At 28.2% G+C, this 12540-nt stretch carries 12 protein-coding genes and 3 pseudogenes; 3 read left to right on the forward strand and 12 right to left on the reverse strand.

All coding sequences use genetic code 11. From position 1 onward, the window contains the following. Positions 1-288 precede the first annotated feature (288 nt). The 8 genes and pseudogenes from JJC03_RS15680 to JJC03_RS15710 form a co-directional block, all read right to left on the reverse strand. The gene (locus JJC03_RS15680) at positions 289-1002 is read right to left on the reverse strand and encodes a hypothetical protein (protein WP_235873654.1); all 714 of its coding nucleotides are present in this window, start codon (positions 1000-1002) and stop codon (positions 289-291) included. 6 nt (positions 1003-1008) lie between these two features. Further along, positions 1009-2327 (reverse strand): annotated as a pseudogene (locus JJC03_RS19315) (aldehyde dehydrogenase). 9 nt (positions 2328-2336) lie between these two features. After that, complete coding sequence (locus tag JJC03_RS15690; protein WP_088398850.1) at positions 2337-3029, reverse strand: RluA family pseudouridine synthase; 693 nt, start codon at positions 3027-3029, stop codon at positions 2337-2339. A 97-nt stretch (positions 3030-3126) separates the two neighbouring features. Then, positions 3127-3946, reverse strand: a pseudogene (gene panB, locus JJC03_RS15695) (3-methyl-2-oxobutanoate hydroxymethyltransferase). A 133-nt stretch (positions 3947-4079) separates the two neighbouring features. Beyond that, a pseudogene (gene mscL / locus JJC03_RS15700) lies at positions 4080-4462 on the reverse strand (large conductance mechanosensitive channel protein MscL). Between the two features lie 64 nt (positions 4463-4526). Next, on the reverse strand, positions 4527-5858 hold the full coding sequence (alr, locus tag JJC03_RS18375) for an alanine racemase (protein ID WP_258931988.1): 1332 nt from the start codon (positions 5856-5858) through the stop codon (positions 4527-4529). Between the two features lie 279 nt (positions 5859-6137). Beyond that, complete coding sequence (locus JJC03_RS18380) at positions 6138-6968, reverse strand: Mur ligase family protein (RefSeq protein ID WP_258931989.1); 831 nt, start codon at positions 6966-6968, stop codon at positions 6138-6140. Further along, positions 6968-7594: a thymidine kinase gene (locus tag JJC03_RS15710; protein ID WP_088398846.1), complete on the reverse strand. Its 627-nt coding sequence runs from the start codon at positions 7592-7594 to the stop codon at positions 6968-6970. Before JJC03_RS15710 ends, JJC03_RS18380 begins: the two co-directional genes overlap by 1 nt. Before the next feature lie 144 nt (positions 7595-7738). Here JJC03_RS15710 and JJC03_RS15715 point away from each other — a divergent pair, with 144 nt between their 5' ends. From JJC03_RS15715 to rsmI, 3 genes are all read left to right on the forward strand, one after another. Then, positions 7739-8215 carry a hypothetical protein gene (locus JJC03_RS15715; protein ID WP_235873655.1) on the forward strand — a complete coding sequence of 159 codons (477 nt, stop codon included), beginning with the start codon at positions 7739-7741 and terminating at the stop codon, positions 8213-8215. Beyond that, positions 8151-8591: a DUF8457 domain-containing protein gene (locus tag JJC03_RS15720; RefSeq protein WP_235873656.1), complete on the forward strand. Its 441-nt coding sequence runs from the start codon at positions 8151-8153 to the stop codon at positions 8589-8591. Before JJC03_RS15715 ends, JJC03_RS15720 begins: the two co-directional genes overlap by 65 nt. Before the next feature lie 156 nt (positions 8592-8747). Continuing rightward, complete coding sequence (gene rsmI, locus JJC03_RS15725; RefSeq protein WP_088398844.1) at positions 8748-9422, forward strand: 16S rRNA (cytidine(1402)-2'-O)-methyltransferase; 675 nt, start codon at positions 8748-8750, stop codon at positions 9420-9422. Positions 9423-10144: 722 nt separating this feature from the next. Here the strand turns inward: rsmI and JJC03_RS15730 are convergent. The 4 genes from JJC03_RS15730 to JJC03_RS15745 all read right to left on the reverse strand — a co-directional run bounded on the left by JJC03_RS15730 (position 10145) and on the right by JJC03_RS15745 (position 12136). Next, entirely contained in the window at positions 10145-10444 is a 300-nt protein-coding gene (locus tag JJC03_RS15730; protein WP_088445073.1) for a type II toxin-antitoxin system RelE/ParE family toxin, read from the reverse strand. After that, complete coding sequence (locus JJC03_RS15735) at positions 10437-10685, reverse strand: type II toxin-antitoxin system ParD family antitoxin (protein ID WP_088445072.1); 249 nt, start codon at positions 10683-10685, stop codon at positions 10437-10439. Before JJC03_RS15735 ends, JJC03_RS15730 begins: the two co-directional genes overlap by 8 nt. Before the next feature lie 572 nt (positions 10686-11257). Further along, positions 11258-11722: a hypothetical protein gene (locus JJC03_RS15740; RefSeq protein WP_103715650.1), complete on the reverse strand. Its 465-nt coding sequence runs from the start codon at positions 11720-11722 to the stop codon at positions 11258-11260. Positions 11723-11878: 156 nt separating this feature from the next. After that, positions 11879-12136, reverse strand: coding sequence for a hypothetical protein (locus JJC03_RS15745; protein ID WP_088445486.1), 258 nt, complete (start codon positions 12134-12136; stop codon positions 11879-11881). Positions 12137-12540 lie beyond the last annotated feature (404 nt).

The raw sequence follows: 12540 nt of genomic DNA on the forward strand, positions 1-12540 counted from the left end.
TAAACAAAAAAAAGGCCTTTTTAGGCCTAATTACTTGTTTTTAAAGGGGTTTTCGGGGTTTTTTATATATTATATTTATTACATTTTAATTATTAGCCCATAAAAAACAACTATATTAAATAATTAAAAGAATAAAATAAAACAATATATAGGTTATTATAAAAGCAAAAATAAAGTCTATTTTAAAGGAAATGAGCCCGATAAAAAATATCGAGCTCATTATAATAAAAAATTAAATTTAAATCTGTCTAAACTTTCTTGAGTAGTAAATGATAAATACTCTTTATTTTAATTCATCATATACTTTATATTGTATCGCAAAGTAAAATGGAAAACTAAAAAGATTCCTATAAAAAAAGCAAAAAATCCTAAATAGCCAAAAACTACTGATACAATAATTAATATAAATATTTTACCAAAATTAAAAAAACAATCTTTAAAACTTTTAGTTATTCCATCCATTGGTTTTAAATCGCTAAAAATAACATTTGGTAGTGCTGTAAAAGTAAGTATGGAAGTAGATGCAGAAGTAAAAAATGAAAAATAGTTTCTAAGAATATCATTACTTATTAATCCTTCTAGAATTATAGTAAAAAATAAACCTAATACACTAATTAACAAAGTAACAAGAACTATTGAAAAATAATAAGGACTGTTAATATAATAATAAAAAGTTTTAATACTCATTTTGTTACCTTCTTGAGCATCTTTCATCATTTTTAAGATTCCTGCATTAAAAGGTGCAACTAAAACAACAATTATACTTACTGCTAATAAATATAAAAATTTAGCTTGCATTGAAAATTTTTCAGGATTAAAATGTTTTAAATATTCTAATAAACCATCTCCTTTATACAGTGTTTTAATCCCAATATTAAGTAAACTAACTAATACAATTGTTAGAATTAAAAAAACAAATCCAACAAGAAATATATTTTTTTTATACAATTCTATACTTTCTTTAATTACTTGATATAAGTCAATTTTTTTAAATTTTTTCATTTTTAATTATAGCCATTTTAAGATTTTTTTTACCATTTTAAATTTACCTTTATAAGGTGCATATCGAAATGGTAAATCAATCCAATTTGATTTTTTTACTATTGATTTTTGATGTGAAAATGTTTCAAAGCCTAATTTACCATGATAGGCTCCAATACCGCTCTGTCCTACTCCTCCAAAAGGTAAATTTTTATTAGAAAAATGTGACAATGTATCGTTAACACATCCTCCCCCAAAAGAGAATTTAGAAAGCAATTCTTTTTCAAAAGATTTATCTGTTGTAAATAGATATAAAGCGAGTGGTTTTTCAAAATGATTAATAAGATTATATAATTCTTCTTCAGTAGTATAAGAAATAATTGGTAGAATAGGACCAAATATTTCTTCTTGCATAACTAAACTATTTAAAGTTGGTTCATCTAAGAGAGTTGGTGCTATATATAGATCAGCCTGAGTTGTTTGACCTCCAAATAATATTTTTTGATTTTCTAGTAAATTCAGTTGACGTTTCCAATTTTTTAGATTAATGATGCGAGCAAAATCATCTGATTTTTCTATAGTATCTCCTAATGCTTTTTTTATTTCTTCTATTAAATAAGGAATAAGTTTTTCTTTTACGCTTTTATGAACTGCTAAATAATCAGGAGCAATACAAGTTTGTCCAGCATTAAATAATTTTCCCCATATAATTCTTTTAGCCGCTAACTTTAAATCTGCTGTTTGATCTACTATACAAGGGCTTTTTCCTCCTAGTTCTAATGTAACAGGAGTAAGATGTTCTGCTGCTGCTTTAGCTACGATTTTTCCTACTGATACACTTCCTGTAAAAAAATATAATCCCAACGCTTACTTAATAAATCTTGCGCAATAGTATAATCTCCTGTTATTACAACTACTTGCTCTATTTCAAAAGACTCTCTAATAATTTTAGAAATAATAGAAGAACAATTTGGAGTAAGCTCTGAAGGTTTTAATGTTACTTTATTGCCTGCTGCTACTGCTGCAATTAGCGGTGAAAATGCTAATTGAATAGGGTAATTCCAAGGACTGATAATAAGAATTTTACCATATGGCTCAGAATACAAATAATCCATTGATGGAAAATTAAGTAATGATGGAAATACTCTTTTGGGTTTTGCCCATGAATCTAGTTTCCTTATTGTATATCTTAATTCATTAATAATATATTCTGTTTCTGAAACCATACTTTCAAAATAAGGTTTTTTAAAATCCTTATATAGGGCTTCTTGCATATCAGTTTCATATTTTACTAGATTATCTAGTAACTTTTTTAAAACTTTTTTTCGTTGGGTTACGGTATACATAGTAATATTTTATTCTATTGATTTCCAAATAACATCGTCAGGTACAGGAGCTATAATATTAATTTTTTCTTTTGATACTGGATGAATTAATTGTAAATTACGTGCGTGTAAGTGAATTCCACCATCTATATTACTTCTATCAAATCCGTACTTTAAGTCCCCTTTTATAGGACAACCAATAGCACTTAATTGTGATCGTATTTGGTGATGTCGTCCTGTTTGTAAATTTATTTCTAAAGCAAAATAATTATTTAATTCTTTTATAATTTTATAATCTAAAATAGCCTTTTTACTATCCGGGATTTCTTTTATATAGGCTTTAGATGTATTTTTCTGAGGATTTCTTTTCAAATAATGTATAAGAGTTGCCTCCTTTTGGTCTGGTTTATTTTTAACTACTGCCCAATAGGTTTTTTGGGTTTCTCTATTTTTGAAAAGATCATTAAGTCTACTTAATGCTTTTGATGTTTTAGCAAAAAGCACAATTCCCGTTGTAGGCCTATCTAAACGATGTACTACTCCTAAAAAAACTTCCCCAGGTTTATTATATTTTTCCTTGATATATTCCTTTACTACCTCTGACAAAGGCTTATCACCCGTTTTGTCCCCTTGTACTATATCACCTACCCGTTTATTAATTACAATTAGATGATTATCTTCATACAGAACATTTAGGTTATTCTTATCTGAAACTATTTTCATTTTTCAATGATAAAAATTATAGTAAAAAAACAATATTTAGTTATTTATTAAAATACTACTTTTATGCAATTTTACTATAAATATAAGTTATATACTCTTAATACTGTTCATTAGGATTTGGAAAATCTACAGCTTTAACATCTGCTACATATTGCCCTATAGCTTGTGTCATTTCTTCATATAAATTCATATACCTACGTAAAAAACGAGGACTGAATTCGTGTGTCATACCGATCATATCATGTAAAACAAGTACTTGTCCATCTACTCCGCTACCTGCTCCAATTCCTATGACAGGGATTGAAATACTTTCTGCTACTTTTTGAGCTAAATGCGCTGGTATTTTTTCGAGAACTAAAGCAAAACAGCCTACTTTTTCTAATAGTTTTGCATCTTCTATTAATTTTTCTGCCTCTGTATTTTCTTTGGCTCTTACAGTATATGTTCCAAATTTATAAATAGATTGTGGTGTGAGTCCTAAATGTCCCATTACAGGAATACCTGCTTGTAATATCTTTCTTATAGAATCTTTAATTTCTTTACCTCCTTCTAATTTTACAGCATGACCACCACTTTCTTTCATAACTCGAATAGCAGAACGTAATGCTTCTTTAGAATCAGATTGATAAGATCCAAAAGGTAAATCCACAACTACTAATGCTCTTTGAGCCGCACGAACAACTGAAGAAGCATGATAGATCATTTGATCTAATGTTATAGGCAATGTTGTTTCATGACCTGCCATGACGTTACTAGCTGAATCTCCTACAAGAATTACATCTACACCTGATGAATCCACAATTTTAGCCATTGTATAATCATATGCAGTTAGCATTGAAATTTTTTTCACCTTTGGCTTTCATATCAAATAACGATTTCGTAGTTACTCTTTTGTAATCACTTTTAGCTGTTGACATAATTCTATAATATTTTAGAGGGTAAAAGTAATAAAAAGAATAGATGTAACAAATTTGTTATAAAATAGAATAATAAAAACCTCAAGCAAAATACTTGAGGTTTTTATATAAGTTTAAAAGAAATTTTATTTAACTATTTTTTTAATAAATCTCTAATTTGAATTAATAATTCTTCTTGTGTAGGACCTGCTGGCGCAGCTGATGCTGGTGCAGCCTCTTCTTTTTCTTTAATGAATTAATACTTTTTACTAAAATAAAAATAACAAAAGCAATAACCAAAAAGCTAATAATAGCTGCTAAAAACTTACCATATAAAATTCCTCCGTCTGTTTTTAATTCAGCTAAATTTTCTACTTGTGCAGCTTTTAGAGCTGGATTTAATAAGGCAGGAGTAATAACATCTGCTACCAAAGAGTTTACAATAGCACTAAAAGCACTACCAATAATTACTCCTACCGCAAGATCCATTACATTTCCTTTTGCTATAAAATCTCTAAATTCAGAAATAATACTCATAATTGTAATTGTTTTTTTAGTTAATTAAAGTTACAAAACTAAAATTTAAATAACAAGTTAAGAATTATTCTCTGTAGAAAATCCTCGACACACGACGTGAAATACCTGTTAATATCTCGTAAGGAATAGTGTCAATAGCAGTAGCTATAACTGTTACAGGCAAATCTTTTCCAAAAATAATTACTTCATTTCCTTCTGCACAAGCTATATTTGTTACATCTATCATAAGCATATCCATACAAATACTTCCTAAAATAGGTGCTTTTTGACCATTAACTAAAAGATAACCAACTCCTCTCCCCCATTTTCTAGATATTCCATCTGCATAACCAACTGGAATTACAGCCATACGCATTGGTTTTTCTACAACAAAACGACGATTATACCCAACGGTATCACCTATTTTTAATGTTCTAATTTGTGAAATAACAGATTTTAAGGTTCCTACTGTTTCTAAATATTTCATTTCAGTTAAATCATTAGAAACCCCGTACATACCTACTCCTAATCGAACCATATCAAACTCACCTTCAGGATAATTACTAATTCCAGAAGAATTACAAATATGACGGATAGGTTTATAATCTAAAACATTGATAATTTGATTGGAAAGAATATCAAACAATCGTATTTGTTTTAAACTAAACGTTTTATCAATAGCATTATCACTTTCAGCAAAATGGGATAAAATTGTTTTGATCTTAATCCATTTATTAGTTTGAATTACCTCTATTAAGTCTGGAATTACTTCTTCATCAAATCCTAGACGATTCATTCCTGTATTAATCTTAATATGTATAGGATATTGCTCTTTCTTTTTTTCTTCTAAAATTTTTATAAAAGCTTTTAAACCACGTAAACTATAAATTTCAGGTTCTAACCCATGTTTAATAATTGATTTAAAACTTGTCATTTCAGGATTCATAACCATAATAGGAACTTCAATTCCTGCTTTTTTCAATTCTATCCCTTCATCTGCGAAAGCTACCCCTAAATAATCAACTTTATGATGTGCTAATAATTTAGCTATTTCAAAGCTTCCACTTCCATAACCAAAAGCTTTTACCATTCCCATTATTTTGGTTGTTGATTTTATTTTAGTTTTATAATAATTAAAATTATGACTTAAGGAATTTAAATTAATTTCTAAAACAGTTTCATGCTTTTTTTCCTCTAATAAGGAAACAATCTTTTCAAACTCAAAAACACGAGCTCCCTTAATCAAAATAGTTTCATCTGAAAAATCAAGAGTATCAAAGGTATTAACAAAAGAAGCTGTTGATTCAAAAGAAATAGTATTTAAAAATAAATTTTTAAATTTAGTAATTGTACTTCCAATACAAATAACTCTTGTAATCCTATTCGATACAATAAGCTGTGCTACTCTAGAATACAACTCTTCATCAGGTAATCCTGATTGAAAAATATCTGAAATAATAAGGGTTCTTTTTTATGTTGTCTCTGATTTTGCAAAAATCTAAAGCAATTTTTAGTGACTCAAAATCAGAACTATAACTATCATCAATTAGAGTACAATTATAAATACCATTTTTGATTTTTAGCCTCATTTCTACAGGATACAATTCAGCTATTCTTTCTTGAATTATATCCTGATCATACCCTAAATACAACATTGTTAAAATACAATGTATACTATTTTCTAATGATGCTTCATCTATGAAAGGAAGTTGTATTTTAAAACTAAAATCCTTATAAAAAGGGTAAAAATAGTATTTTGACCAATAATTTTTTTTTGAAAAAATACATCAGCACTTTTATCCTCTGTACTCCATGTAAAAGTTTTTATGGACTTATTTAAACAGTCTTCTATTACTTGACTTTTATTTAAAATTAGAACTTCAACCTTATCAAAAAGTTTTAATTTTTCTCTTATTTTTTGAGAAATATTTAAAAAACCTTCATCATGAGCTGAACCAATATTAGTTAAAATCCCTATAGTTGGTTGAATTATTTTTTGCAAATTACGCATTTCATTAACAGTAGAAATTCCTGCTTCAAAAATTCCTAAATTATGCATTTCATTAATACCTATTATTGAAAGAGGTACTCCAACTTGTGAATTATAACTTTTTGGACTTCTTATAATTGTATAATCTGGACTTAACAAAAAGTTTAACCATTCTTTTACAATTGTTTTGCCATTACTACCTGTAATTCCTATTACTGGAAATGAAAATAAACTTCTATAATAAGCAGCAAATAATTGTAAAGCTTCTAAGGTATCTACTACTTTTAAAAAATTAGCTTTACCTAACCATTTTTCATCAACTGTTTGTACTACAAATGATTTTACTCCTTGTGCTATTAAAGTTTCTATATATTGATGCGCATCATGATGGGGTCCTACAAGAGCAAAAAAAAGTGTAGATTCTGCATTCTGATGTGATCGACTATCTACTGAAATTGTATTAATTAAAATAGAACTGTCTAATTCTATAAATTCACACGACAATGCTGTTACAATTTGTTTAAGTATCAGAGCCATTATTTATCCTTTTCTTTCTTTATAATTTGTTCATCAACTACTTCAATATTATTACGCATAGCATTAAAATAAGCGGCTCTACTTAAAGGCTCATATTCTTCCTTTTCTCCTAAAAGTACTAAACTGTTGTTAGCTGTTTTTCTATGACTATAATGCGCTAAATTTCCTGTACGAGTACATACCGCATGTACTTTTGTAACATATTCTGCCGTAGCCATTAAAGCTGGCATAGGACCAAAAGGATTTCCTTTAAAATCCATATCTAAACCAGCTACAATTACTCTTACACCTGCATTTGCTAAATCATTGCAAACAGATACTATTTCTTCATCAAAAAATTGCGCCTCATCAATACCCACTACATCACAACCTTGAGCTAAAATACGAATATTAGCAGCTGCTGGCACAGGGGTTGAACGAATCTCATTTTTATTATGAGAAACTACCATTTCATCATCATAGCGTGTATCAATACTTGGTTTAAAAATTTCTACCTTTTGTTTAGCAAACTGAGCTCTTTTTAATCTACGGATTAATTCTTCCGTTTTTCCTGAAAACATTGATCCACAGATTACTTCAATCCATCCAAACTGTTCTTTTGGGTTTACTGTATTTTCTAAAAACATTTTTTAATTTTATAATGATAAAAATGAATAGTTTTTATTACTTTGTAACTCGCAAAATTATTAAAAAAGACTGGTTGTTTTACAGCTTAACTGATAAAGTTATTAATAAATTTTAATTCTTTCATCACTAAAAATTTAAACGCAATGAAAAAGAAATTGGAAGCCGAATTGATTAGTATTGCCCATAAAGTTTTACAATTAAAGCATAAAGAAGATGTACGTGAATTACATCGTGAGGCACAACGATTATATGAAAAACTTTCTGTTTTACTATTTGTTGAAGAAAATTTTAGTGATATACAACCTACTATTGGAATAAAACAAATAGAAGAAAAACTAGAACGTACTTTTGATTATGATAATAAAGTAATAATAGCCGAACTAGAAGAAGAAGAAGAAGAAATTACTGAAAATCAACCCATTGAAACTTTTCAAGAATCAAGTCTCCAAATTGAGGAAACTATAACAAACCAAGAAAAAATAGATCTTAATAGAGAGATCGAAATTATTCCACAAATAATTGAAAATAAAGAAGAAATTGAAAATATATCTATAGATGATTTTCTTAATCAAATACATTCTAAATCCGTTTCTGAAAAAAATAAATATAGAATCAGATGAAAAAATAAACGAAATAAAAAATACAGTTAATGAAATAAACACATCACCTGTAAAAGAAATTTTTCCAGATTTTATGCCTAATTTCAATGAAATTACTTTTGAACGTGTAATAGAAAAACCTTTAAGTAATTTAAATGACAAAATTTCGAGATCCGTTGGCCTATCATTAAATGATCGTATGGCATTTGAGAAACATTTATTTGATGGAAGTACAGAAGATTTAAATCGTGTTTTATCACAACTAGAAACATTTAAAAGTTATCAAGAAGCTAAGGATTTTATAGAAGAAATGGTAAAACCAGATTATAATAACTGGTTAGGGCGTGAGGATTATGAAGAACGCTTTATGGAATATATAACAAGTAAATTTGTATAATATTATTTTACAAATTTAATACATTAAATACATCTAAACAGTCGGAATAAATTATTCCGACTGTTTGCTTTCATTATAACAAAATACAGTTGATTAATTAATATTTTTAGTAAATAAACTAAAATTTATTTCAACTAGATAAAATGAATTTAAAAAATGAGTAAATTATACATAGTTCCTACACCTATTGGTAATTTAGAAGATATGACTTTTAGAGCTATAAGAATTCTAAAAGAAGTAGATTACATATTAGCAGAAGATACGCGTACGAGTGGAAAACTTCTTAAACATTTCGAAATTACTACTCCTATGCAAAGTCATCATATGCACAATGAACATAAAACAGTTGATCAAATAGTACAACGCTTACAAACAGGGCAAAATATAGCATTAATTAGTGATGCTGGTACTCCTGCCATCTCTGACCCTGGGTTTTTATTAACACGTGCTTGTATAGAAAATGGTATAGAAGTAGAATGCTTACCTGGCGCAACAGCATTTGTCCCAGCATTAGTAAATAGTGGTTTACCTAATGACAAATTTGTTTTTGAGGGTTTCTTACCTGATAAAAAAGGAAGACAAACCCGTTTTTTACAATTAACTGAGGAAACCAGAACGATAATTATATATGTTTCACCTCATAAATTAATTAAAACATTAACTGAATTTGTTCAATATTTTGGTCCTGATCGTTTGGTAAGTGTTTCTAGAGAACTTTCTAAACTTCACGAAGAAACAGTAAGAGGTAAAGCAGAAGAAGTATTAAAACATTTTGAAACAAAACCTCCAAAAGGTGAAATTGTAATTTGTATAGCAGGAAAAGCTAAATAGTAATTTCTTTTTTGAATTAGACTTGAGATAGAACAAATCATTCTTAAAATACATGAGTTTAATATAATTTTATTTAAAAAAATTAATTGTTTTACACTAATAAAGTTGTTTTGTAATAGTGCACATTTTATAGCAAGTTCGAAATTAAATTCTGATGTGTTTTTCGAGGCATTAATTATTTCAAACACAACACTTCCTATATGATTAATGTATTCAATTTTTTGGCCAGGATTTTGTCCGCCATATGTTTGTCCACTATGTAAAATACTAACTTTTCCCCATAAATCTTGCAAATCGTCAATTGTAAAAGTATCGTTCATTTTGTCTATATTTTAGTGTATAATGATGTCCAACGCCAGTCTGTGAAAAAACTTCACAGCATCAGCCAAATATAGCTAAAATAATTAGTAGAAAAAGAAGTGGTTTTGTGTTTTTAATGATGCAACATATTCAAGGAATCTCGTACGATAGTTACATTTATACAGTTTAGAAGATAAGTTAGTATGCCAAAAAATGAAGGAAAACATTTAAAAAAACCTCTGAAACAGATTCTTGTATATCATTAAATTTTTGGTTCAAGATTCCTATAGTCGATGAAATTGAATCGGTTCCGTTCAACAGAGGTTTACTTCACTGAGTTTCTATTTTGTTTTGGTGTTCAGTGATTACAATTCATTATTGGCTCTTCGAGCCCAACGAAACCTTAGCTGTTAACTGTAGTTTTATTCTTGAATTCTATTTTTTAAATCCATTCTTGAATGTAAGATTCTAGTTATTTCAATTTCGTGAGCATTTAAAATTCTGTAAAAAATTAGGTGTTTACCAGATTGGTAACTGAAAACTTCATTTTTTATTTCTTCATAATTTTTACCCAATATTTGATTTTCTGCTAATTCTTGACAGTCATTTAAGAGTTCAAAATAATATTTGTCTGCTTGTTTTTCTGACCAGACTTCGTATGTATAATCCCAAATTTTTGATAAATCTTCAAGAGCTTTGTTAGTTAGGAAATATTTAGCCATTTCTTTTTCTGGCTTTTAATGTTTCAAGATGCTCTTTTGGATTAAAATCTTTTACAATTCCACTTTCAATTCCTTCATTAATTGCCTTTTTAAGTGCAATTATTTTGTTTTCTTCTTCTTCTAATAATCTTAGACCAGCACGAATAACTTCGCTAGCGTTTTTAAATCTACCTTCAGTGATTCTGTTGTCAACAAAAGTCTCAAAATAATTACCTAAAGAAACAGATGTGTTACGTCCCATAATTTTAAATATTTTTCGTAAAGTTACCAAAATTTGGTAACAATTAAAAAATAAATCCTCTTTTTTTCGTTCGGCGAAAAATTACAGTTAACGTCAGTCTGTGAAAAAACTTCACAAACCCTGTCAAATATAGCCAAAATAGTTTGTTAAAAAAATCGAGTTTTCGTATTTTTAAAATACAACACATCCAAGGAATCTTGCGTAATCAGTTACATTTGTCCAGCTTAGAAGACAAGTATTGATACCCAGTATCAAAGGGAAACAATAAAAAACTCCGAAATACAGACTTCAAAAAAGAGGCACTCTGTGCCTCTTTTATATCATTAAACTTTTAGTTTGAAATTCCCATAGTGAGTGGATGGAATGCAATCGGTTCCGTTCAACAGAGGTTTACTTCACTATTTTTATATTTTTCATAGGTGTTCATTAACCCGAGCCATAGGCAAATTGACGAAGTATTGTAATTCATTGTTCGTGCTTCGCACGCAACGACCCACGGAGTGATGATGAATACCTATAAAAAAACAATATAAACGAATGAATACACCTTAGCTGTTAGCAGTAGTTGTTATTCAGCAGCCAAATTCTCCCTTGATTTTATATTCGATTTCTTCGGACTTATTGTTTATTTTTAAAGTTCCTTTACAAAATCCTCCTTCATCATATTGTTTTATCATTTTGGTTTTTAAAGTTGCTTTATATCCATTTCCGCTGTAGATTTCTATGTATTCGTTTTTAGAAATTTCTTTACTATTTATTGTGTCTTTTTCCAAAAACACGTTTTTGCCGTTAACTTTTATAATTGCAAAACTGGATAGATTTGATAGAAATATATAATTCTGATCAACTGATTTTTCATTTTCGAGTGTGAAATAATCTCCGCATCCGTCAATCGTGTCGGGAATAGTTTTAAAAAAATCAAGCTTAAATACAGTTTTATTTTTTGCTTTATCATTTTCAATTATTTCAGATTTTCCATTTTTATTGCAAGAAATCAAAGTAATAATCAAAAATGTATGTAAAAGTTTATTTTTCATTTCGTTTTTATACAATTACTGCTAACGTCTTGTGGCTTCATGAAGTGGCGGACTCGTGACCGAGTTCTTTCTGCTAATATAATATTTCTTGTGAAATGTAAACGTGAATTTACTACAAAATTCTCCCTCTTGGCAAACCGCTATTAAAAGTAGGTTTTATTTTTTATAATAGTCATATTTCCCCACAAAGCATCTTACAGTGTCTATTATTACTTTATTCCAATTTATATATTTTGATCGTTCAGCTAAAAAGTCAATATTATCAAGTTTATCTGACTTGGTGTTTATATCATCATAACTATAGTTTTCACTTAAAAATAAAGCAGGAAATAATTTATAATCGTGTTCTTTTATAAAAGTTTGCCTAATATTCTCGTATTTTACTTGTCTTTTTGAATTAAAATCTAATATCATTTGTTTTAATTCATTTGAGGATTTTGGAGGATTTTGGATGATTTTTAACTAAGATTATTTCATCAATTCTATTTTCAATAGTGTCAATTCTCGTCAGGTGATTAAGGACAATGAATTCTGTTTTGTTGAAAAAAATATAATTTATAGAAATTAAAAAAAAGACAAATATAATTAGCCCAATTAATTTCATTTTATGTTTTTTTAATAGATACATTAAATTTTACAACGTTTTTTATAATTACTGCCAACGTCAGTCTGTGAAAAAACTTCACAAACCCTGTCAAATATAGCCAAAATAGTTTGTTAAAAAATCGATTTTTCGTATTTTTAAATAAACAACACATCCAAGGAATCTCGCGTAATCAGTTACATTTGTCCTGCTTAGAAGACAAGTATTGATACCC

The sequence above is a fragment of the Flavobacterium oreochromis genome (genome assembly GCF_019565455.1).
Classification (GTDB): domain Bacteria; phylum Bacteroidota; class Bacteroidia; order Flavobacteriales; family Flavobacteriaceae; genus Flavobacterium; species Flavobacterium oreochromis.